Annotated in this window: 11 protein-coding genes and 1 tRNA gene; 3 read left to right on the top strand and 9 right to left on the bottom strand. The window is 67.5% G+C overall.

Annotation, left to right across the window (positions count from 1 at the left end):
- Window position 1: 1 nt before the first annotated feature.
- Window positions 2–1,816, top strand: coding sequence for a calcium-binding protein (locus P0M04_RS05395; RefSeq protein WP_281042376.1), 1,815 nt, complete (start codon window positions 2–4; stop codon window positions 1,814–1,816).
- Window positions 1,817–1,827: 11 nt separating this feature from the next.
- On the opposite strand, the gene P0M04_RS05390 is transcribed toward P0M04_RS05395, so the two are convergent.
- The 3 genes from P0M04_RS05390 to P0M04_RS05380 all read right to left on the bottom strand — a co-directional run bounded on the left by P0M04_RS05390 (window position 1,828) and on the right by P0M04_RS05380 (window position 5,704).
- Window positions 1,828–3,453 (bottom strand): calcium-binding protein, encoded by a 1,626-nt coding sequence (locus tag P0M04_RS05390; RefSeq protein ID WP_259447929.1) that lies wholly within the window; start codon window positions 3,451–3,453, stop codon window positions 1,828–1,830.
- Between the two features lie 122 nt (window positions 3,454–3,575).
- Entirely contained in the window at window positions 3,576–5,255 is a 1,680-nt protein-coding gene (locus P0M04_RS05385; protein ID WP_259447928.1) for a GH39 family glycosyl hydrolase, read from the bottom strand.
- A 104-nt stretch (window positions 5,256–5,359) separates the two neighbouring features.
- Complete coding sequence (locus P0M04_RS05380) at window positions 5,360–5,704, bottom strand: zinc ribbon domain-containing protein YjdM (protein WP_259447927.1); 345 nt, start codon at window positions 5,702–5,704, stop codon at window positions 5,360–5,362.
- A gap of 247 nt (window positions 5,705–5,951) precedes the next feature.
- Here P0M04_RS05380 and P0M04_RS05375 point away from each other — a divergent pair, with 247 nt between their 5' ends.
- Window positions 5,952–6,146 carry a DUF1059 domain-containing protein gene (locus P0M04_RS05375; RefSeq protein WP_259447926.1) on the top strand — a complete coding sequence of 65 codons (195 nt, stop codon included), beginning with the start codon at window positions 5,952–5,954 and terminating at the stop codon, window positions 6,144–6,146.
- Window positions 6,147–6,157: 11 nt separating this feature from the next.
- On the opposite strand, the gene P0M04_RS05370 is transcribed toward P0M04_RS05375, so the two are convergent.
- From P0M04_RS05370 to P0M04_RS05355, 4 genes are all read right to left on the bottom strand, one after another.
- Entirely contained in the window at window positions 6,158–9,055 is a 2,898-nt protein-coding gene (locus P0M04_RS05370; RefSeq protein ID WP_259447925.1) for a sensor domain-containing protein, read from the bottom strand.
- A gap of 128 nt (window positions 9,056–9,183) precedes the next feature.
- Window positions 9,184–9,259 (bottom strand) — tRNA-Phe (locus P0M04_RS05365).
- Between the two features lie 47 nt (window positions 9,260–9,306).
- Window positions 9,307–9,792, bottom strand: a complete 486-nt coding sequence (locus P0M04_RS05360; protein ID WP_259447924.1) for an acyl-CoA thioesterase — start codon at window positions 9,790–9,792, stop codon at window positions 9,307–9,309.
- 78 nt (window positions 9,793–9,870) lie between these two features.
- Entirely contained in the window at window positions 9,871–11,568 is a 1,698-nt protein-coding gene (locus P0M04_RS05355) for a methyl-accepting chemotaxis protein (protein WP_259447923.1), read from the bottom strand.
- Between the two features lie 137 nt (window positions 11,569–11,705).
- Between P0M04_RS05355 and P0M04_RS05350 the strand changes: the two genes are divergently transcribed.
- The gene (locus tag P0M04_RS05350; RefSeq protein WP_259447922.1) at window positions 11,706–12,395 is read left to right on the top strand and encodes an alpha/beta fold hydrolase; all 690 of its coding nucleotides are present in this window, start codon (window positions 11,706–11,708) and stop codon (window positions 12,393–12,395) included.
- A gap of 3 nt (window positions 12,396–12,398) precedes the next feature.
- Here P0M04_RS05350 and P0M04_RS05345 read toward each other — a convergent pair whose 3' ends face one another.
- Window positions 12,399–18,596, bottom strand: coding sequence for a DUF4214 domain-containing protein (locus P0M04_RS05345; RefSeq protein ID WP_281042375.1), 6,198 nt, complete (start codon window positions 18,594–18,596; stop codon window positions 12,399–12,401).
- 29 nt (window positions 18,597–18,625) lie between these two features.
- Window positions 18,626–24,112, bottom strand: a complete 5,487-nt coding sequence (locus tag P0M04_RS05340) for a DUF4214 domain-containing protein (RefSeq protein ID WP_281042374.1) — start codon at window positions 24,110–24,112, stop codon at window positions 18,626–18,628.
- Between the last annotated feature and the right edge of the window lie 88 nt (window positions 24,113–24,200).

The following is a 24,200-nucleotide window of genomic DNA, read 5'->3' as shown; positions in this document are numbered from 1 at the left end:
GGTGGTCTCCAACAACAGCTACACGCTGGGCGCCGACGTCGAGAACCTCACGCTCACCGGGGCCGTCGGCTACACCGGCACCGGGAACGCGCTCGACAACCAAATCACCGGCAACCGGGGCTCGAACAACCTGGCCGGGCTGGCCGGCAACGACATTCTCGTCAGCGGGGGCGGCAACGATACGCTCGATGGCGGCGACGGCAACGACCTGCTGTTCGGCGGGACCGGCAACGAACGCCTGCTCGGCGGCGCCGGCGACGACGGCATTCATTCCGGCGGCGGCACCGACACGATCGATGGCGGACTCGGCACCGATACCGTGTATTACGACCACAATGACGGGGTGACGATCAACCTCGCCGTGACGACGGCGCAGGCCACGGGCGGTGCCGGCAGCCAGGCGCTGGCCGGCATCGAGAACGTGTCCGGTTCGATGGACGGTGCCGACGTCCTGACGGGCAACAGCGGCGCGAACACCCTGCTGGGCAACGGCGGCAACGATCGCCTGGATGGCGGCGCCGGCAACGATGTCGTCGCCGGCGGCGACGACAGCGACGTGCTGAAGGGGGGGCTGGACGACGACCAGCTCGACGGCGGCGCCGACAACGATCTCCTGGAAGGCGGGGCCGGCAACGACGTGCTGGTGGGCGGCAGCGGTGTCGATACGGCCGACTATTATTCGTCCAGCACGGGCATTTCGGTCAATCTGGCGTTGCAGGTCGCACAGAACACCGGGGGCGGCGGCATCGATACCCTGAAAGGCATCGAGAACATCCTCGGCTCGAACAGCAACGACAGCCTGACCGGCGACGCCCTCGACAACATCCTGCGCGGCTATGGCGGGAGCGACAACCTGAACGGGGGCGCCGGCAACAACCTGCTCGATGGCCGCGACGGCAACGACACGTTCGTCGCCCATCTCGGCAACGACACCATCGAAGGCGGCACGGGGACCGATACGGTCGACTATGCCGGCGCGCTGTCGGGGGTGACAGTCATGCTGTCGACCGGCACGCGCGACAACGCCGGCGGCCTGGGCTACCCGACCGAGTTCGACGCCGCGCCCGGTTACACGCCGGGGGCGACCAGCATTGCCGGCCAGGCCAACGGCGGTGGGGGCAACGACAAGCTGTTCGACGTCGAGAACGTGAAGGGCTCGGCGTTCAATGACTTGTTGATCGGCAGCGCCGGTGCCAACGTACTGACGGGGAACCTGGGGGCGGACCGCATGATCGGCGACGACGGCAACGACACGTATTACGTCGACAATGCGGGCGACGTCGTCACCGAGTCGAATGCGAGTGCGGCAGGTGGTGCCGATACGGTGTACGCCTCCGTGTCGTACACGCTGTCTGCCAATGTGGAGACACTGCGCATCAACGCGGCCACCGCCATCAATGGCACCGGCAATACGCTTGGCAACCTGATCGTCGGCGGCGCGGGCAACAACGTGCTGAACGGGATGACGGGCAACGACACGCTGACCGGCGGTGCCGGCCAGGACAGTTTCGCGTTCAGCACTGCGCTCAACGCCACGACCAACGTGGACACGATCACCGATTTCGTCGTGGCGGACGACACGATCTCCCTGGAGAACGCGATCTTCACGAAGCTGACGACCACCGGCACGCTGAACGTGGCGTATTTCAAGATCATCGGCTCGGCGGCACTGGATTCGAACGACTACATCCTGTACGACAAGGCGACGGGTGCGCTCAGCTACGACGCGGACGGCTCGGGCGCCGGCCTGGCCGTCAGGATCGCCGTGCTCGGCACGAACCTGGCCCTGACCAACGCGGACTTCGTCGTGACCTGAGCCGCGGCGGCTTACACGACGTAGAAATCGGCCGCCGTGATCGCCGGGTGGCCGGTCAGCGTCGCGAACTGGACCGCCGCGCCGGCGCCGTTGCCGTCGGCATCGTAGAACAGGGCGCCGGAATCGCTGTCGTAGACGATGTAGTCGTTGCTGTCGACCGCCGCGCCGGCCGTGTTCGCGACGAAGTTGGCGGCGGCCAGCGTGACGTTCCCCGTCGTCAGCTTGGTGAAGATGGCGTTTTCCAGGCGGATGGTGTCGTCGACCGCCGAGAAATCCGTGATCGTGTCGATGTTCTTCGCCAGCGCGGTATTGAACAGGAAGATGTCCTTGCCGGCGCCGCCGGTCAGCGTGTCGTTGCCGGTCAGGCCGTTCAGGACGTTGGCGCCGGCGTTGCCGACGATGAGATTGTTCAGCGTGTTGCCGGTGCCGTTGATGCTGGTGGTCGAATTCAGGCGCAGGTTCTCGACGTTCGCGTTCAGGACATGGCTGATGCCCGCATACACGGTATCGATGCCGCCGTTGGCCACGCCGGTGCCGAGTTCGGTGATCATGTCGAACTGGTCGTCCACGTAATACGTGTCGTTGCCGTCGCCGCCGACCATGATGTCCATGCCGGTGCCGCCGTTGAGCACGTCGTCGCCATAGCCGCCGATCAGCATGTTCATGCCGGCATCGCCCGTGAGCTTGTCGTTGAAGGCGGAACCGATGACGCTCTCGATATTGGTGATGGTGTCGACGCCCGCGGCGCCGGACGATTTGCCGGTCGCCAGGTTGACGTCCACGGCGCCGGTGGCGGTGCCGTACTCGATCGTGTCCATCGTGCCGCCGCCGCCGTCGATCGTGTCGTCGCCCAGGCCGCCGGAAAAGAACTCGTCCGCGTTGGACCCGGTCAGTACGTCGCCGAAGCGCGAGCCCACCACGCGCTCGATCGAGGTCAGCACGTCGCTGCCGCTGCCGCCCGTCACGATGCCGGTGGCGAGATTGACCTTGACCGCCGCCGTGGCGTCGGTGTACAGCGCGCTGTCGAAGCCGGCGCCGCCGTTGATCTTGTCGTTGCCGGCGTAACCCTGGAACTGGTTGTCGCCCGCGTTGCCCGTCAGCGTGTCGGTGAACGCGGTGCCTTCGACGTCTTCGATGTTCAGCAGCTTCGACGTGCCGCTCGTCGTGATCGCCTGGCCGGTGGCCAGGTTGACGGTGACGGCCTCGGCGAAACCCTTGAAGCTCAGCAGGTCCATGCCCTTGCCGCCGTCGAGCGTGTCGCTGCCCTTCGAGCCCATCAGGGTGTCGTCCCAGTCGGAACCGCGGACCGTGTCGTTGCCGCGCAGGACATATTGTTCGTAGGCGTAGCCCGACGTCGCCGCGCCCAGGAGCTTGGTCCGCTCCGTGACGGCCACGTCCAGCCCCGTGTACACGACCATCGGCTCGCCGCGCGAGGAGAACAGCGACGTCGCCGTGATCTTCCCGGCCGTGACGGTATTGCCGCTGTAGGTGAAGCCGGTACCGTCATGGCTTTGCCTTGCAATGAAGTTGTCGTCCAGGAGATCGAATTTCGTGGACGTCTTCGTGCCAAACGCCGCGACCGACCACACCGTGTCGTAACCGCCCCGTGTACCCGTGAAGTAGACAATGTTCGCCATACGCTGTTCTCGCAATCTTGTTAATGGTTGTATCGCCGAAGGCGACGAGATGCGTCATTACCTCACGAAGTTCTTTGTGGAACTACCCCCTCAAGAGTGGGTTGTTGGCTGGAAAGATAAAATCAGTAGGTCAGCAGGAGCAGCGACACCGCCTGCCGCGGCAACTGCATCCTGACCGTGGCCGTGCCGTCCGTCGTTTGCAGCGTCGACGCGGGGCCGAGTTCCGCGAGTTCGCTCGCCTTCTGCAGCTCGGCCACCTGGGCCGGCGTCGGGTGCGCGGGCGAGCCCATGCGCTTCCACGCGGCGTACGAGTTGCTGTGGTCCTGGTCGATGCGGTAGTGGCGCATCTGCACCTGTCTTGCCGGGATGCCGGCGATCGAGAGTTCGACCGGCGAGCCGGCGTCGATGATGTCGTCGTCGTGGTAATTCCAGACCAGGACGGCGACGCTGTGCGCATCCTTCGCCGCCAGCGCATCGATGTCGGTGCGCGCGCCGCGCACGCCGGCGGCCTGGATGCCGGCCGCGTCGTAGGCCCGGTCGCCCGTCACCGCCACGCGCTCGCCGCGCATCTTGCCGAGCATGCGGAACACGTTCAGCACGGGCTTGTTGACGCCATTGGTCGCCAGGTCGCGGAAACCCGCGAACCACGGCTGGTCTTCGAACTCGAACGACCAGTTCACCGCGCCGATCAGGTTCACGCCGCGCCGCGCGGCCAGGTCGTACTCGCGCGCGATCGAGGCCGCCGTGTAGCTGGCGTACAGCGTGCCGTTGCGGTAGGCGTTTTCCGGGTTGGTCTGCATGCCGCAGGCGGCGCAGCCTTCCGGGTCGGATTCGCCGATGATGACGGGGACGTTTTTCAGTTCCGGGTATTTCTCGACGAGCGCGAAGCCTTCGTCGAGGTGGCGGAAGTGCGCGTCCATGCCCATGCGCACGATGCCATTGACGACCTTCGGCGCGCCCTTGGCGTGGAAGGCGACGAAGTCCAGCGGCGTGCCGGTCTTGCCGGTCGCGTAGTTGGTCTCGTGCAGGCAGTGCTGCAGGAAGTCGTCCATGAACCGGCCCGCGACGGCCGTGTGCGGCCCGCCGATGCGCGCCGTGGGCAGTGCGCGTTTCACGGCATCCGCGGCGTAGTCGTACATCTTGAAGTACTCGCGCTTCGTGTCCGGCGCGATCAGGTAGAAGCCGTCCGGCTCGTTCCACACTTCCCAGTACCAGCTTTCGACTTCCTTCTGCCCGTATCGCGCCACGCTGTGCTTCACCCACTGGTAGACGAGCTCCGACCACTTGGCGTAGTCCTTCGGCGGCGTGGCCCAGCCGGTCATGATCTCCTGGTAGGGCGTGCCCGGCTTCCAGTGGTGGCGGTACGGCTGCGGGCGCTGCGACAGCGCTTCCGGCATGAAGCCGATCTGCGCCAGCGGTTTCATGCCGCGTTCGATGTACGTGTCGAAGATGCCGTCGATGATGGTCCAGTCGTAGACCGGCTTGCCGTCCTTGTCCTCGCTGTACATGTTCGTCGAGCCCCACTTGAGCGCGTAGCTGCCGTCGCCCGACGTCATGAGGTTGTGCGCGCGCACGTACACGGGGACGGGGCTCAGCGCGGCGATGTCGCTCAGCAGCTTTTTACCGTTGGGCGCCGTCGTGTAATTCGGTTCGTCGTAGCCGAACCAGGCCCAGATGGGCGTCATGGGCCCCTTGGCCCGCGTGGCGTCGACGGTGAGCCTGACTTGCTCCGGTGTGGAAGGTTCGGCGGCGTGCAGCGGCGCGCAGGCCGCGAGGAGGAGGGCGGCGAGGTGTCTCTTCATTGTTGTTCTCGTAGATCGGTCCGATGGCATGATGCTAGGCCGATCCACGAGGGCCGTCCAATGACGGTTTTTCCGGTGTCGATACCGGATCGGATATCGCCCGCTCAGCTCTTGCGCACGAATTCCGACTTCAGGCTCATCGCGCCGAAGCCGTCGATCTTGCAGTCGATGTCGTGGTCGCCGTCGACGAGGCGGATGTTCTTGACCTTGGTCCCCTGCTTGACGACGCCGCCGCCGCCCTTCAGTTTCAGGTCCTTGATGACGGTGACGGTGTCGCCGTCCTGCAGCACGTTGCCGCCCGCATCGCGCCACACGCGGGCCGTCTCTTCAGCAGACGCTTCGGCCTTGACGGGCCATTCGTGAGCGCATTCCGGGCAGACGTAGTTGCCCGACCCGTCTTCGTAGGTCAGCGTGGAGCTGCAGGCGGGGCAGGGCGGGAAGGTCGTCATGACAGTGTGTTTGAGCCGGAGGCATGGATCATAACGGTTGGATGGCAGGCTGCCAAGTGCCTGGCGTACGTCGTTTCCGGACGTGCCATGCCGCTCGATCTTGCGTCGCGACGAGTCCGGCAAGGGGCTTGCTGTCTCCAGCACTTCGATTCGTGCACGGGCCACCTCGGGTTCGCTTGAACCCGGGGGGCGCGTGCCTATACTTCGATGCAGGTACCAATCAATCAGGCGCAACCAGGAGCGCATCATGGCACGCAAATATATCGATTGCCGCGAAATCCCCAGTACGACCCATTGCAGCGTGACGATCGCGGCCGACAGCGAACAGGAGTTGCTGGATGTGGCAATCCAGCACGCCGTGGCACAGCACGGTCACCAGGACACCCCGGCGCTCCGCGACCAGCTGAAGCAGGCGATGCGCGAAGGCGCACCGCCTGCCTAGGAAAGCCGCTTTCAAAACTGCTCCGCCGTCACCGGCCGCCCGAACAGGTAACCCTGGAACGCACGGCATCCGTGCATGGCGAGAAAGTCGCGCTGGTTCGCCGTTTCCACGCCTTCCGCGATCACATCCAGTCCCAACGTGTGGCCCAGCCCGAGGATCGTGCGCGCGATCGCGGCGTCATTCGGGTCGGTGAGCACGTCGCGCACGAACGACTGGTCGATTTTGAGCTGGTCGAGCGGCAGGCGCTTCAGGTAAGCGAGCGAGGAATAGCCGGTGCCGAAGTCGTCGAGCGCGAACCCGATCCCTTTTTCCTTGAGCGCGTGCATGGTGTCGATCGTGTTCTCGATGTTCGCCACCAGCAGGCTTTCGGTCAGCTCGAGCTTGATCCGCCGCGGGTCCGCGCCGGTGCGCTCGATGACGTGCAGTACCTGGTCGACGAACGCCGGCTGGCGGAACTGGCGCGCGCTCACATTGACCGCCATCGTCAGGTGCGCTGTTTCCGGGCGGCTGTCCCAGGACACGAGCTGACGGCATGCGGCTTCCAGCACCCACGCGCCCAGCTGCAAGATCAGCCCGGTCTCTTCGGCAAGCGGAATGAACACGGACGGCGACACCTGCTGGCTGCTCGGCCGCTGCCAGCGCAGCAGCGCCTCGGCCCCCACTGTGTGGCCGCTGTTGTCGGTCTGGCGCTGGTAGTTCAAGGTAAATCCATGGGATTGCAAGCTGCGGCGCAGGTCGGCTTCCATCTCGACGCGTGCGTTGATCACCGTCTGCATCCGCAGGTCGAAGAACCGGATCGTGTTCCGGCCGGCCGCCTTGGCCTGGTACATCGCGAGGTCTGCGCGCTTGAGCAGTTCGTCGATGTCCTTCATGTCCTTGTCGAACAGGGCCACGCCGATGCTCGGGCTCGTGTGGTGCAGATGCTCATCCAGCTGGAACGGTTCGTTGAATGCCCCGAGCAGTTTCTCTGCGACCAGCTCGGCCTGGAGGGCCGCCTTTTCCCGGTCCGGGCTCAGGTCCTCCAGCACGATGACGAATTCGTCCCCGCCGTGCCGCGCGACCGTGTCGCTGTCGCGTGCGACCCGTGCTTCGAGCCGCCGCGCGACCTGTTGCAGCAGCTGGTCGCCCTTGTCGTGCCCGAGCGTATCGTTCAGGGTCTTGAAATTATCCAGGTCGATGAAGAGCAGGGCACCGCCATGGCCGTCGCGCTTTGTCGCCGCGACCGCATGCCGCAGGCGGTCCAGCAGCAGGCGCCGGTTCGGCAGGCGCGTCAGGGGATCGAAGAAGGCAAGGCTCAGGATCGCATGCTCGTCGTGCTTGCGCTGCGTGATGTCGATGTCGATCTCCAGCACCCGTTGCGGCTGGCCATCGTCGTCGCGCACCAGGGTCAGGTGCGATTCGACCATCACCTCGCGTCCATCCTTGCGCCGCTTGGCGACTTCGCCGTGCCACTCGCCCTTGAGCAAGAGCTGGCGATGCGCGTGTTCCAGGTATTCCTTGCCGAGCATCAGGAGCTCGGCCTTGGTCTTGCCGATGACCTCGGCGGCGGTCCAGCCGAACAGGCGTTCGGCGCCCTGGTTCCAGTAGGTGATCCGCCCATCGATGCCGGACACCGAGATCGAATCGTGGGCCTTGTCCAGCAACGATGCCTGCAGCCGGTTGCGCGCTTCGGTCTCGCGGCGCTCGGCTTCGACCTGCTTCTCGGCGGTGATGTCGACCATCGAGCCGATCACGTTGACCGTCGCGCCGTCGGCGTTGCGCATGAACACGCCCTGGTCGCGTACGGTTGCGTACGAGCCGTCCTCGCGCCGGAAGCGGTATTCCGCGCTCCACGTGTCCCGCCCTTCATCCATTGCCGCGTACAATCCGCTGACGATGCGCTCGCGGTCCTCCGGCGCGATCCGCGACACCCAGTCGTCGATGCCGTCACTGAGGACGTCCTCGCTGTAGCCGAATACGGATTGCATCCCCTCGTTCCACCAGAGGCGGTCATTGGGCACGTCCCAGTCCCAGATGATGTCGCTGGTCACCTTGGCCACCATCCTGAAGCGCTCGGTGGTTTCGTGTTCGATCTCCTCGAGCCGCTTGCGCTCGGTAATATCGGAGGTATAGGTGGCCAGGCCTTCCTCGGTCGGGTAGATGCGCACGTCCTTCCATGCCTGCAGCGGGGCATAGTATTCCTCGAACGCAAGCGGCTGCCGGCGCTCCATCGCGAGTTCGTACTGCGCCCCGAAATGCGACCCCACCAGGTCCGGGTACGCGTCCCAGAGGACCTTGCCGAGCAACTCATGACGCGGCCGCCGCAGCAGGCGCTCGGCGGCGCCGTTCAGGTACGTGAACCGCCATTGCTCATCCAGCGTGTAGAACGCATCGGCCATGGCTTCCAGCGTTTCCAGGAGCTTGCGCGACATCGCCTGCAACTCTTCGGTCGATTGCCGTATCTCCGTAATGTCGTGCACGGTGCCGGCCAGCACCAGCCTGCCGGACTCGTCGCGGTACGGTACACCGTGCACGCGCACATGGCGTACCGTACCGTCCGGCCGGACGATACGGTGTTCGAGCTGGATCGGACGCGGCTGCTGCCGGTTGTCCCGGATCGCGGTCTCGACCGCGTCCCGGTCGTCCGGATGCACCAGCGACAGGAAGGTCTCGATCCTGCCGTCAATACTGTTTTTGCTGAGCCCTATGATGCGGCAGGTCTCGGCGGACCAGACGAGCTTTGCGGGGTCAAGGTGGAATTCCCAGGTGCCGACGTGGCCGATGCTCTGGACCTCGGCCAACTGCCATTCGATCAACTGCTGGCGGTTCCACGCGCCGGGCTGTGCACCGCTTGCTGATCCGTTGTCCATCGTCACGCTGTCGCTCCACGATCTGCGGCCGGTCGGCCGTTCGTATTGTCGGGCTGTCATCGCTCGACGGCGGTATCAGGCACGGCGTTGGAGCGCAACCTGTAAGACGGGAGGCAGGAAACTAAGTTCCTGCGCCGGAAACGAAAAACGCCAACCTGTGAGGGTTGGCGTTTTTGCTGAAGTATTCTTGGTGGCCCGGGGCGGAATCGAACCACCGACACAAGGATTTTCAATCCTCTGCTCTACCAACTGAGCTACCAGGCCAAGGCGGCGCAGTATAGCACGGGTTGCGCGAAACCCCTAATTTTTGTTCAAGAGCGCACTGCGGCGCGCTCTTCATGCTGGCGGTCGAGGGCCAGGCGCAGTTCCTTGCGGGCCTTGGCTTCCTCGTAGCGGCGCAGTTCGTCCGGACCGAACGGGCGCAGCGGCGGCACGGGGACGGGCTGCTTGTCGTCGCCCACGGCCACCATCGTGAAGAAGCAGCTGTTCACGTGGCGCACCTGCTGGGTGCGGATGTTCTCGGCCACGACCTTGATGCCGATTTCCATCGACGTGCGGCCCGTGTAGTTCACGGCGGCCAGGAACGTCACCAGCTCGCCCACGTGGATGGGCTGGCGGAACGTCACCTGGTCGACGCTCATCGTCACGACATAGGTGCCCGCATAGCGGCTGGCGCAGGCATAGGCCACCTGGTCGAGCAGTTTCAGGATGTTCCCGCCGTGGACGTTACCGGAAAAGTTCGCGGTGTCCGGGGTCATCAGGACCGTCATGGTGAGTTGGTGGGCTGGCAGGTTCATGGCGTCGAGCGTAAAGATAAAGGATAGGGAAGATGTTGCCTGAGAAACCCGGTTGCGGCAACAACCCCCTGCCTGCGGTCAAAACTCTTCCCAGTCCGCCTCCACGGTGGCAGGCGTCTTGCGGGCTGCTGCCGTCCGCGCGGGTTTGGCCGCGGGGGCAGGCGGCGCCCGGCGGACCGGCGGCAGCGCGGGTTTCGGTGCCGCCGCCGGTTGGGACGTCGTCTTGACACGAAATACCTCCACCAGCCCGGCCAGCGCCTGCGCCTGTTCGTGCATCGCCCGCGTCGCGGCCGCCGATTCCTCGACGAGCGCGGCGTTCTGCTGCGTGACGCCGTCCATCTGCACGATCGCCTGATTGACCTGGCCGATGCCGCTGGCCTGTTCGCGGCTGGAGGCGACGATCTCGTTCATGATGCCGGTGACGCGGCCGATGCTGTCGACGATGTCGCGCATCGTCTGCCCGGCCTGGCCCGCGAGGGTCGCGCCGTCGGCCACGCGCTGGGTGGAGGCGTCGATCAGGTCCTTGATCTCCTTCGCCGCGGCGCCCGAGCGCTGGGCGAGGGCACGCACTTCGGCGGCGACGACGGCGAACCCGCGTCCCTGCTCGCCGGCGCGCGCGGCCTCCACGGCGGCGTTCAGTGCCAGGATATTCGTCTGGAAGGCGATGCCGTCGATGACGGCGATGATGTCGACGATGCGCGCGGACGACGCGTTGATCGCGCCCATCGTGTCGACCAGCTCGCCGACCATCGTGCCGCCCTGCTGCGCCACGCGCGCGGCGTCGCCGGCCATGCGGTTGGCTTCCTCGGCGTTGGTCGCGTTCTGGCCGACGGCCTGCGTCAGTTCTTCCATCGACGACGCCGTCTCTTCCAGCGCCTGCGCCTGGCTTTCCGTGCGGTGCGACAGGTCCTGTGCCTCGCCGGCCATCGTCGTGGCGGCGGACACGATCGTGCCCGTGCCAGCGCGCACGTCGGCGACGATGCCGGCCAGGCTCGCGCGCATGCGCTCGAGGGCGGCCATCAGGCTGTCCCTGTCGCCGGCGGCAACCGGCACGGCCACGCACAGGTTGCCGCCCGCGATCTCGGCCGCCGCCTGCGCCGCGCGCGCCGGTTCGCCGCCCAGGCGCCGGAACAGGGCGCGCGCGCACAACGTGCCGGCGCCGATGCTGAAGATGAGCGTGGCGAGGCACAGCGCGGTCAGGACGTGGCTGCTGCGGTCCGCGGATGCAAGCACGGTGGCGACACGCGTGTCGATCTCCTTCTGCTGCAGTTCCAGCAGCGCCTTGACCGCGCCCAGATACGCGGTCACGGCGGGCACGAACTCGTCGTCGAAGAACTTGCGGGCCTCGGCGTCGCTGCCCGCCTTCTTGAGGGCCATGACGCGGTCGCGCGTGACGATGTAGCGCTGGCGCGCCGTGCCGATCCGCTCGAACACGGCGCGTTCTTCCGGCGAGTCGAGCAGGTCGCCGACCTGCTTCTGCAGCGCGGTGGTGCGCGTCGTCGAGTCCTGCGTTTCGGCGGCGTAGTAGGTCGCGAGTTCCGGATCGGCGGAGCGGGCGATGGCGCCGGTGCGCTTGGCGGCGACCGACGTATTCAGCAGCCAGCCGGAAATCAGCCGTTCCTTCACGAGCGGACGCTGCGTGAGGGCTTGCGTGTCGTCCGACAGGACTTGCAGGCGCCAGATGGCGATGGCCGTCGCGAGGGACGACAGCACGATGACGACGGCGAACGCGAACCTGAGCTGGTTGCGCACGCTGATGGTGGCGAAGGGTTTCATGGGGCTCCTTGTTTTTTCCGGGCAACAAGAGTCAATGAAAATCGCAATGGGGCCGGTCCGCCTTGAGGCGACTCAGGACAGTGCCGGATAGATGGCATGCCCATCCGGCACGGGTGAAGTTCGGTTAGGATGCCGGCATGGCTATCCTTCTTGTGCCCGGCTTCATGGCCGACGAAACCTTGTGGGACGACATGGTGCCGGCGCTGGCGCGCTTCGGCCCCGTCGTCCATGCCGACCTGCGCCACGACACGTCGGTCGAGGCGATGGCGCGCCGCGTCCTCGAGACGGCGCCTCCAACCTTCCAGCTCGTGGGTTTTTCGATGGGCGGCTACGTCGCGCGCGCGATCGCGCGCCAGGCGCCCGACCGCGTGCGTGCGCTCGTGCTGATCTCGACCTCCACCCGCGGCGACACGGCCGCGCTGCAGAAGCGCAAGGGCGCGATCGGCAACGCGGCGCCATCGATCGCCTTCAGCGGCCTGAGTCGCACCGCCGTCGCGACGTCGCTGCACCCGAAAGAGCGCGACAACGAGGCGCTGATCGAGCGGATCCGCGCGATGGGCATGCGCCTCGGCGGCGAGGTGTTCCGGCGCCAGTCGTTGCTGGACCGGCCGGGCGACCTCGAACGCTCAGGCGAGATCCGCTGCCCGACACTCGTCGTGGCGGCGGAAAACGACCAGCTGCGCAGCCTGGCGGATGCGCAGGAGATGGCGGCCGCCATCCCCGGCGCCACGCTCGCCGTCATCGCGGATACGGGCCACATGATCCCGCTCGAGGCGCCGGCGCGCCTGCTCGACGTCATCGTGCCCTGGCTGGCCGCGCACGCATGACGGTCAGCCCTGCCACGGCGTGAACAGGATGCCGCTGGCGATCAGCTCGGCGACCGCATCCTTGTTCTCGGCACTGTCGCTGAACGCGGCCAGCACGTCCGACAGGCTCGCCTTCTTGTCGTTCAGGACGCCCAGCCAGTAGTCGTAGCCTCCCTGCTCGGGCGCCCGGTGCAGCACGTTGTGATACAGCCTGCCCACGATGTCGGCATTGCTCGCCCCGCCGTACATGTCGTTGAACTCCTTCGACGTGGCGAAGCCGGCCGCGAGATCCTGCACCGACGAACCCTTGTCCATCGCGCCGATCCAGAAGCCGAGACCGGGCAGGTCCGGCGTGCGATCGAACGCGGCGCGGTAGAAGCGGTAGGCCTGGCCCGCGGCGCCGTCCGTGTCCAGCGCGAGCGTGGTGTCGGCGAAGGTGACGCGTTCGACGCCTTGCAGGACGTCGGCGCCGTCGGTGCCGCCGCTGCGCTGGTCGGTCACGTGCCAGCCGGCGGCGTCGTGCGTGACCTTGTAGTCGGTGGCCTTGCCCTCGTAGGTGGCGGTGTCGCGGCCGCTGCCGCCGATCAGCAGGTCGTTGCCGCGGCCGCCGTGCAGGACGTCGTCGCCGGCACCGCCGTCGAGCTTGTCGTCGCCCGCGGTGCCGGGCAGCTGGTCGGTGCCGGTGGTGCCGGTTTGCGTCGAGCCCTGGGAGGGCGGCGCTGGCGTCGGCGTCGGTGCAGGCGTCGGCGTTGGAGTAGGCGTCGGTGTCGGGGGCGGCGTGGGCGTCACGGCCGCCTGCGGATCGTAGTGCTGCACGAAATTGTCGGCCGTGAGCTGGCTGATGGTCATGTTCGACAGCTTCACCAAATGGTAGAAGCGGCCATCGCCGGCCGTGCCGTCGAAGTCGGCTTCGAGGAACACGTCGTTGTCGACCTGGCGCAGGAGCAGGTGGTGGTCGGCGAACGGGTTCTTGTCCGTGCCGAGGTCGAGCTTGATATCGATCCGGTCGCCGTTCGCGCCGGCCTGGAAGTCGGTGATCGTGTAGAGCGCGCCCGGGACCGACGCTTCGAAGACGTCGCGGCCGGCGCCGCCCGTCGCCGTGACGACCGCGCTCAGCCAGGGATTGCCCAGATTGCGGAACGTGTCGTTGCCGGCGCCGCCCAGCAGGACGAGATGCGCATGGTCTGCGGCGTTCACGGCGTCCAGCAGGTCGTCGCCATCGCCGCCGTCGAGGGTCGCGTTGCCCGCGACGCCGATGAGATGGTCCTTGCCGGCGCCGCCCTGTACCAGGTCGTTGCCGCCGAGGAGGGCGCCCAGCAGGTCGTCGCCGTCGCCGCCCGTCACCGTGTCGTCGCCTTCGCCGCCTTCGAGGGAATCGTTGCCGGGGCCGCCTGTGACGACGTCGTTGCCTTCGGCGCCGTCCAGCAGATCGGCGCCGGGACCGCCGTCGATCTGGTCGTCGCCGCCCGCACCGGTGATGGCGTCGTTGCCGTCGCCGCCGTGGATCGTGTCGTCCAGCGGCGTGCCTTCGATCGCGTCCGCGACCGGTGTGCCTTCGATGACCTTGCCGGTCGTGGAGCCGTCCGCCGGCCAGCCGCCCAGGTTGTCGGCCACGAGTTTGGATTTGTCGACGTTCTTGAGGATGACGAGGTCATGGAAGGTCTGCGTACCGCCCGGGCCGTCGGCATCGTGGACGAGTACCGTGTCGCTGCCGCGCTGGTCCAGGCGGTAGTAGTCGCCCGCAAGCGGCGTCGTACCCGTCCAGCCGGCATTGAAGGCCTGCAGCACGTCGCCGCCGGCGCCTGCCTGGAAGTCGGTGATTGTGATGGCGTTCGCGGTCGGCGGGGCGGCAATGACGAAGGTGTCGCTGCCGGCGCCGCCGGACAGCTGGATGTCCATGCGCGACTCGTAATAGACGGTCACGTCGATATGGTCATTGCCGTCGCCGCCGTCCGCGTGGACGGTATCGGCGCCGCGGAAGAAGCCGACGTCGATCTGCAGCGTGTCGTCGCCGCTGCCACCGTCGAGGATGTCGTTGCCGTACGAGCTGGTCAGCGTGTCGTTGCCGGCGCCGCCGTGCAGCGTGTCGTTGCCGTTCAGACGGTAGTCGTACTGGCCGTTGGTGCCGTAGCTGCCGTCGTCGCTCAGGACGTCGTCGTCGTCGCCGCCGTCGACACTGTCGTTGCCGAGATTGCCCGTGAGCGTGTCGTTGCCGGCGCCACCCGAGAGCGTATCGTCGAGGAAGCCGCCGTACCCCCGGTCGGGACCGCCGGTGCCCGCGAGGTTCGCGCCCGTGTTGCTGCCGTCGGGGTTGAAACCATGCCAGAAGTTGACAGCACCGAGCGTCGACTTGTCCACGTTTTTCAGGATGATGACGTCGGTGAAACCGCCCGGGCCGTTGCCGTCCAGGTCGGCCTGCAGCACCGTGTCGGCAGCGCGTTGCACGACCTTGAGGTTGCCGTGGGCGCCGAACGGCGACTGGCCTTCGGTGTCGGTGCGGGCGATACCGGTCAGGTCGATGATGTCGCGGCTGGCGCCGGTCTGGAAATCGTCGATCGTGATGACGGTTGCCGCCTGCACGTCCATGACAGTGAAGGTGTCGTGGCCCGCACCGCCGTGCGCCTGGATCAGTGTCGGGTTCGTGACGTGGACTCCAAAGACGAAGGTATCGTCGCCGTCGCCGCCGTCCAGCACCAGTGTGCCGCTGGCGGAGCCGGACGTGACCCCATAGGAGATTGCCGCGTTCAGCACGTCGTTGCCGCTGCCGCCTTCGAGCGTATCGCCGAAACCGCTGGCTTGCAGCGAGTCGTTGCCTTCCCCGCCCAGCAGCAGGTCGTCGTTCCTGGCGTTCAGGCGGTCGTGGCCTGCGCCGCCATCCAGGCGATTGCCGCCACCGACAGCCTCCAGGCTGTCGTCGCCGTCCCAGCCTTCCAGCGTGTCCTTTCCCCCGCCCCGAAGGACATCCTTGCCGCTGCCGCCCAGGAGATGGTCCGGGCCGCTGCCGAAGCTGCCGTCCAGGGTGTCGGCGCCGGCGTCCCCATACAGCACGTTGGTGCCGCCGCTACCGTAGATGTGGTCGTCGCCGCCACCGCCGTGAATGGTATCGTCGAGGAACCCGCCCTGGAGCGTATCCGCCCCTTCGCTGCCCTGCAGCGTCATGCCGGCCGAGGAACCGTCCGGGTGGATGCCCAGCGGGAAGTTGTCGCTCGTAAGATCCTTGATGGCCACATTCTGCAGCACGACAAGAATCGTGCCGTCCTTGGCCGACGGCGTCGCGAGCAGTTTGACGACAGTGTTGGTGCCGTCCTGAACGAGACGCAGGACGCCCTGCGGCCCGAACGGATTGACCGTCGGCGTCGACGAGAGCATGGCCAGCACGTCCAGCACGTCGCCGCCCTGGCCGGCCTTGAAGTCGTTGATGACGGGGGCATCGCCGTGCGGCGTGCTGGTCGAGATGCGGAAGGTATCGATGCCGGCGCCGCCGCTGATCGTCACGACGTCATGATCCCCCGTGTAGGCGCGGCTGACGCTGATGAAGTCGGCCCCGTCGCCACCGTCGAGGGTGAGGTGGAACGCCTGGCTGGAGTCCAGGTGGGTCACGCTGGCCTCGATGGTGTCGTTGCCGGCGCCGCCATGCACGACGTCGCCGTCCCGGGAGGACATCAGCACGTCGTCGCCGTCGCCGCCGTCGAGCGTGCTGTGGCCATGCTCGCCGTACTGGTACGTACTGTCGTCGATGATGTCGTTGCCGGCGCCGCCGTTCAGCACGTTGACGCCCAGGTTATCGCTCAGGAAGTCGTTGCCCGCGCCGCCGTCCAGCGTATCGTTGCCCGTCTTGCCGTCCAGGGTGTCGTTGCCGGCACCGCCGTGCAGGACGTCGTTGCCCGCGCCGCCGTCGAGGATGTCGCCGCCGCCCGCCGTCTCGTCGCCGCCCTCGAGCAGGTCGTCGCCGCCGCCGCCGTGCAGGATGTCGTTGCCGGTGCCGCCAGTGAGCGTGTCGTCGAGGGCGCTGCCGGCCAGCGTGTCGGCGTCGGCCGTACCCGTCAGCGTCACACCCTTGCTCGTGCCGGTCGGGTTGTAGCCGTCGAGGAAGGCCGAGGCGGGCAGCGCTGCCAGCGTGGTGCCGGTGAGGGTCGCGAACAAGGTATAGGCATTGCCGCCGCCGTCGAGGTCGACGTACAGCTTGACGTCGCTGCCTGACTGTTGCGCCTTGAGGTAACCTTGGCCGAACGGATTGCCGCTGAAGTCGAGCGGCAGGAGCGGGCGCAGGTCCAGCATGTCGCCGGCGGTCGCGGAAAAGTCCGTGATGGTGACGGTGCCTCCTGTCACGCCATTGACCGGGATGAACGTATCGGCGCCAGCCCCGCCGCTGACGGTCGTCGTTGCGTCTTTATCGCCCAGGATGTAAATCGTGTCGTTGCCGTCGCCTCCGCGCGTTACGGTGCCGCCCCATTCCGTGATCGTATCGTTGCCCGCGCCGCCGTCGAGCGTGTCGCCACGGCCGCCGCTGATCGTGTCGTCGCCCGTGCCGCCGTCGACACTGTCGTGGCCGGGCGACAGAGCGGATATGGAATCGTCGCCCGCGCCGCCCTGGAATACGTTGTTGCCGGCTTCGTCGTGCAGGTTATCGTTGCCGTCGCCGCCGGCAAGCGTGTCGTTGCCTGCCTGGCCGTCGAGGTAATCGTCGTCCTTGCCGCCGTCGAGCAGGTCGTTGCCGCCGCCGCCGTACAGGAAATCGTTCTCTTCCAGGCCGCTGATGGTGTCGTCCGCCTGCAGGCCGCGCAACTCGTCGGTCAGGCTCGTGCCCGTCAGCGTCAGGCCTTTCGAGGATCCGTCCGGGTTGAAGCCGCCGACGAAGTTGCTGGCGTCGAGCTGGTCCGGCTGGATGCCGTCCAGGTGCAGCATGGTCTGGTAGACGACGGTGCCGTCATTCAGCTTGACCTGCGTCTGCAGCGCCGTGCCGGTGGCGTCCGCCTTCAGCCTGATGGCGCCGCTCGCGAACGGATTGCCGCTGAAATCATAGGGCAGCAGGGAACGCACGTCGATCAGGTCGCCGCCGGTGCCGAGCTGGAAATCGGTGACGGCGACCCGCGCCGAGCTGTCTGGCAGGGCGGCCAGCGATTGCGGCGTGTAGGTGTCCGTGCCGGTGCCGCCTGTCAGTACGAGATGGCCGGTCGTGTGGTCATACATCCGGTACGTGAACGTATCGTTGCCGGCGCCACCGCTGGCGCTCGAGGCGGGACCCTGGATCGATTTCACGTCGATGACGAAGCTGTCGTCGCCGTCACCGCCGCTGTAGTCGGCCGTGTCGGTACCGGTCAGCAGGTCGTTGCCGGCACCGCCATCCAGCGTGCCGGTGCTGCTGCTCGTTCCGCCATAATAGTCGCTGCTGGACGCGGTCAACTGGTCGTCGCCGTCGCCGCCGCGCAGTACGTTGCGGCCGGATACGTCGTACAGCCAGTCGTTGCCCGTGCCGCCGTCCAGCGTATCGTCGCCGGCGTCGCCGTAGAGGTGGTCGTGGCCCGCGTCGCCGAAGAGCTGGTCGTTGGCATTGCCGCCGCGGAGCTGGTCGGCGTTGCTGCCGCCGTGGATGAGGTCGTTGCCATCGTCGCCGTTCAGAAGGTCGCCGCCGGCCCCGCCGTCGATGGTGTCGTCGCCGGCGCCGCCGTCGATGCTGTCGTAATCGTTCCAGATGTTGTCACCCTCGGGACCGCCGGTCAGCAGGTCATTGCCGCCGTGGCCGTCGAGCGTATCGTTGCCGAGGCCGCCGGACAGCGTATCGCCGAGCTCGCTGCCGTGCAGGAGGTCGTAGTCATCGTCGCCGCTCAGGTTGATGGCCGTCGGGCTGAGGGCGGTCAGGAACGAGGTGTAGCTCGTGTAGATCATCCCGTTCCCCGCGAGGTCCTTGATCGCGTGGCTGTCCAGTTCGATCCGGTACTGCGTGCCATAGTCCAGCGGTTTGGCCAGATGCAGGGTGAGGGTATTGCCTGCCACATGAATAACGGATGAGGTCGCCACGTCGCCGCTGAAAACGACGTCGCCTCCGGACATCAATTTAAGCAGGCCGCTGTCGGCCTGGATGTTCTCGCTGAACGTGAACACCAGGTCGCCCGTGATCGCCGTGCCGTCCTCGGGGCTGGAGACGAGCTGCGGCGGCTCGATGTCGGCCGTGGCGGCTCCGCCACCGGACATGGTGCCGTTCTGGACATTGAAAATGGTCATGATGGTATGTTTTATTGTAAATGTTCGGTTCAGCCCTGCCAGGGCGTGAACAGGATGCCGCTGGCGATCAGCTCGGCGACCGCATCCTTGTTCTCGGCGCTGTCGCTGAACGCGGCCAGCACGTCCGACAGGCTCGCCTTCCTGTCGTTCAGGACGCCCAGCCAGTAGTCGTAGCCTCCCTGCTCGGGCGCCCGGTGCAGCACGTTGTGGTACAGCCGGCCCACGATATCGGCATTGCTCGCCCCGCCGTACATGTCGTTGAATTCCTTCGACGTGGCGAAGCCGGCCGCGAGATCCTGCACCGACGAACCCTTGTCCATCGCGCCGATCCAGAAGCCGAGACCGGGCAGGTCCGGCGTGCGATCGAACGCGGCGCGGTAGAAGCGGTAGGCCTGGCCCGCGGCGCCGTCCGTGTCCAGCGCGAGCGTGGTGTCGGCGAAGGTGACGCGTTCGACGCCCTGCAGGACGTCGGCGCCGTCGGTGCCGCCGCTGCGCTGGTCGGTCACGTGCCAGCCGGCGGCGTCGTGCGTGACCTTGTAGTCGGTGGCCTTGCCCTCGTAGGTGGCAGTGTCGCGGCCGATGCCGCCGACCAGCAGGTCGTTGCCGCGGCCGCCGTGCAGGACGTCGTCGCCGGCACCGCCGTCGAGCTTGTCGTCGCCCGCGGTGCCCGGTAATTGGTCGGTGCCGGTGGTGCCGGTTTGCGTCGAGCCCTGGGAGGGCGGCGCTGGCGTTGGCGTCGGTGCAGGCGTCGGCGTGGGTGTCGGCGTTGGAGTAGGCGTCGGTGTTGGAGTCGGCGTGGGCGTCGGCGTGGGCGTCGGCGCAGGGGCGGGCGCAGGCGCCCCGTGCGGATCGAAGCCGCCGACGATGTTGTCGGCCGTGAGCGCGGCCACCTGCACGTTCTTCAGGATCGCGATGTCCTGCCAGCCCTGCGGGCCGCCCGGCAGGTCGCCATCGCGCTCCAGCACGGCGTCGGCGCCGCGTTGTTCGAAGCGGTAGAGGCCGATCGAGAAGGGCGTGCCGGTCGTCCACTGGCTGTCGGAGAACGGATCGAGCTTGTCCCCGCCCGCGCCCGCCTGGAAGTCGGCGATCGTGATCGATCCGTCCTCGGGCACGTAGGCGTACACGATCGTGAAGACGTCGCTGCCGGCGCCGCCGCTGAGCCGGATGTCGACGGCCGGGCCGCGCGTGCGGACGATGAGCTGATCGGCGCCGGCGCCGCCGTCGGCCACGACCGTCTCGCGCGCACCCTGCAGCGTGTTGAGGTGCCAGTCGAGTGCCAGCGTGTCGTCGCCCGCGCCGCCGTCGAGGGTGTCGTTGCCGAGGTCGGAATACAGGACGTCGTTGCCGGCGCCGCCGGCCAGGTAGTCGTCGTAGCGAGCGCCGGCGAGCACCTGGCCGTCCGCGCGGTCGCCCACGAGGGCGTCGTCGCCGTCGCCGCCCAGCAGGCTGTCGTTGCCGAAGCCGCCTGCCAGCGTGTCGTTGCCGGTGCCGCCCGTCAGCGTGTCGTCGAGGTAGCCGCCGTCGAGCTGGTCGGCCTGCTCCGTGCCGCCGAGGGCATAGCCGTGGTTCGAACCGTCCGGATTGAAGCCGTTCCAGAAGTTCGCGGCGCCGAGGCTGTCTTTCTGCAGGCCCTTGAACGTCAGCAGGTCGGCGAACCCGCCGGGGCCGGTGCCGTCCAGGTCGATCTGCAGCACGGTGTCGGCGCCGTGCGCGACGAGGCGCAGCGTGCCGCCCGCTGCGAACGGGTTGCTGGTATCGAACAGGCCGGTGGCATGGTTGCGCAGCGGGACGCTGACGTCGACGACGTCGCCGCCCGTGCCGGTCTCGAACCCCGTCAGCGTGACCGTGGCATTGCCGAGCGCGTCGTCGAAGAAGAAGACGTCGCGGCCCGCGCCGCCGTGCGCGGCGGCGTCGACGCGCATCGCGCCGCCGAGCGCGAAGCGGAAGATGTCGGCACCGTCGCCGCCCTCGGCCTGCACCACGCCGGCCTTCGTGTAGTTGCCGATGTTGATGACGTCGTTGCCCAGGCCGCCGTCCAGCGTCGCATTGCCGCCGCTGACGCCAAGGCTGTCGTCGCCGGCACCGCCCGACAGGACGTTGTCGCCGTTGCTCGTGGCCGACAGGTAATCGTTGCCGTCACCGCCGTCGAGCACGTTGTTGCCCGCCTGGACCGTCAGCATGTCGTCGCCGGCATCGCCGGACAGCGTATCGTTGCCGGACCAGCCGCCGTACAGCCGGTCGTTGCCCGCACCGCCATGCAGATGCGCGTTGCCGAAGCCGGACTGCACCAGGTCGTTGCCGCCGTCGCCGTACGACAGGTCGGCGCCGCGGCCGCCGTCGATGGTGTCGTTGCCGTCGCCGCCGTGGATCGTATCGTCGAGGATGCCGCCCCGCAGCGAGTCGGTGCCGTCCGTGCCCGTGATGACGAGGCCGGTGCTCGAGCCGTCCGGACGGATGCCGTCGGAAAAATTCGCGCCGGTCAGGGCCGAGGGCAGGACGTTTTTCAGTACCGCTACGGTGGCGAAGCCGGCCGAGCCCTGCGGACCGTCCGTGTCCGCCTGCAGCAGCGTGTCGGCGCCGCTGGCCTCCAGGCGCAGGTGGCCCGTGGCGAACGGATTTTGCGTCGCCATGTACAGCAGCGACAGCACGTCCAGAACGTCGCCGTCCGGACCGGCCTGGAAATCCGTGATGGTCAGCGTGTCCGGCGCGAACTGGCCGGCCTGGCCCCAGTGGTAAGTGTCGCGCCCGGCGCCGCCGGTCGCCTCGACGGTGCCACCCACGGTCCATGGCTCGCGCGTGACGAGGATCGAGTCGTTGCCGTCGCCGCCGTCCACCGTCACGCGGTACGCCGTGCTGCCCCGGAGGTCGATCCAGATGCTGTCGTCGCCCGTGCCGCCGCGCACGACGTCGTTCGCGTTGGCGGCCGTGATGATGTCGTTGCCGGCGCCGCCGTCGAGCGTCGTATCGCCGTGCACGGTGGCGAAGTCGCCGAGGCTGGCGAGGCGGTCGTCGCCCGCGCCGCCGTCGAGCAGGTTGGCACCCGCGTTGTCGGTGATGAGGTCGTGGCCGTCGCCGCCGCGCAGCGTGTCGTTGCCGGCGCCGCCGTCGATGGTGTCGGCGCCCTGGCCGCCCAGCACCGAATCGTTGCCGTCGTCGCCGCGCAGGATGTCGCCGCCGACGCCGCCGTCGACAGTGTCGTTGCCGTAGCCGCCCGCGACCGTATCGCCGGCGCCCAGCACCGTTTCGTCGCCGCCCTGCAGCAGGTCCTGGCCGGCGCCGCCGGCGATGCTGTCGGCGCCGTCGGCGCCGGTGACGGTGTCGTCGAGCGCGCCGCCCGCCAGCACGTCGTTGCCGGCCGTGCCGGTCAGCTGCACACCGCGGCCGCCGCCGCCGATGTCGTAGCCGTTCACGAACGCGTCCGGGGTCAGGCTGGACAGGGGCGTGTCCTTGAGCGTCAGCAGCAGCTTCTCGCTCCAGTTGGCGCCCGCCGCGCCGTCGCTGTCGAGGAAGATGCGCACGTCGGTGCCGGCCTGCTCCGCCCTCAGGTAGCCGGCAGTGCCGAACGGATTGCCGTTCAGGTCGGGCGGCAGCAGGCCGCCCAGGTCGAGCCGGTCGCCGTCGGCCGTGCTGAAATCCGTGATCGTGATGCTGCCGGTGTCCGGTATGCTGTTGACGCGGAACAGATCCGCTCCATGGCCGCCTGCGGCCTCGATCGCCGTCTGTTCGCGTGCGCCGAACGTGATCGTGTCCTTGCCGTCGCCACCGAGTACGCTCACGACATGCGACTTGGTGCCGAAGTAGTAGGTGCTCCAGACGTCGATGCTGTCGTCGCCGGCGCCCCCTTGCAGCGTATCGGTGCCGCTGCCGCCGAACAGCGTGTCGTTGCCGGTGCCGCCGTCGAGCAGGCTGGCGCCGGACGAGTCGGCTCCCAACTGGTCGTCGCCGGCGTCGCCGCTCATGCGGTTGGAGCCCGCGCTGTCGGACAGCTTGTCGTTGCCGAGGCCGCCGGTCAGCGTATCGTCGCCGTCGCCGCCGCGCAGTTCGTCGGCGCCGTCGCCGCCATCCATGACGTCGTTGCCGGCGGCACCATTCAGCGTGTCGTCGCCGCCCAGGCCGCTGATCGTGTCGTCCAGCAGCATGCCGTTCAGCGTGTCCGCCTGCGCGGTGCCCGTGACGACGATGCCGGTCGTGCCGCCCTTCGGATCGATGCCGCCGGTAAAATTCGCAGCGGTCAGTTGGTCCGGCGTGACGTGGTTCAGGTGCAGCACCGTTTGCCAGCCGGCGCCGGGCGTGCCCGGCTTGATCTGCAACAGCGTGTCGTTGCCGTCGGCCTGCAACCGGATGGCACCGGTGGCGAACGGATTGTCTTGCGCGTCGTAGGGCAGAAGGCCGCGCAGGTCGATGACGTCGCCGCCGCTGCCCGGCGTGAAGTCCGTGACGTCGATGCGCATGTCCGCGCTGTAGGAAGCGTAATAGGACGATCCCGGCTCGATCGTGTCGCGGCCGGCGCCGGCCGTCACGCTGATCCGGCCGTTCGTATTCAGCCCGATGTCGAGGTGGATCACGTCGTCGCCGTCGCCGCCGTCGACGTGCGACACGAGGCCGCTGAACGAGTCGACGTTAACGACGATCCGGTCCGCCCCGGCGCCGCCGTCGTAGTCGATGCCGTCGTGGCCGGTGAGGGTGTCGTTGCCGGCGCCGCCGTCCAGCACGCCCGCGTGTTCACCGGCGAACGAGTCGTCGCCATCGCCGCCGCGCAGGGTGTCGACGCCGTAGTGCGTCCAGAACGTATCGTTGCCTGCGCCGCCTTCCAGCAGGTCGTCGCCGGCCTCGCCATCCAGGGTGTCGTTGCCCTCGCCGCCGATCAGCCGGTCATTGCCGGCGCCGCCCAGCAGGCCGTCGTGGCCGGCATCGCCGTACACCGTGTCGTCGCCGGCGCCGCCTTCGATCAAGTCGCCGATGTATGCACTCGCCGGTTCATCGCCGCCGTGGATCAGGTCGTTCCCGCCGTGACCGTAGATCCAGTCCGTACCGGCGCCGCCGGTCAACGTGTCGCCAAGATCGCTGCCGTGCAGGGTGTCCATGCCGTCCGTGCCGGTCAGGTTGAGGGCGACCGGGCTCAGGCCGGACATGAACCCCACCGAGTTCGTGATACCGAGCGGATGCCCCGTCAGGTCCAGGACCGCGTTGTCGTCGAACGTGACGTAGTAGCGCGTGGCGTAGGCCAGGTGTTGCGGCAGATGCAAGGTGAGCTTGTTGCCGTCGATGTGCACGTCGGCGCTCTTGACGTTGTCCGAGTACACCTGGAGCAGCCCGGAGATAGACACGGTCACGGTACCGCTGCCGGCCTGGATCGCCTCGCTGAACGTGAAGACGAGGTCGGCGTCGACAGGCTGGCCGTCGTCCGGGCCGTCGGTCAGCCGCGGCACGGCATCGGCCGTATCTGCCGCGCGGCCGGACATGGTCCCGTTCCGGGGCAGGAGTGCGGTCCCCAACCGCGTGTCGTCGATGGCCATTTTTGCATCTTGTTTTTGTAAAGACACAACTATTGCCTAACTCGACAATAAAGTCCACAAGCCCTTGAAAATAAAGAACTTGTTGTGA

It is taken from the genome of Telluria mixta, assembly GCF_029223865.1.
GTDB classification, from domain to species: domain Bacteria; phylum Pseudomonadota; class Gammaproteobacteria; order Burkholderiales; family Burkholderiaceae_D; genus Telluria; species Telluria mixta.
The sequence above is the reverse complement of the archived record's forward strand: the minus strand, read 5'-3'. Positions and strand labels throughout refer to the sequence as shown.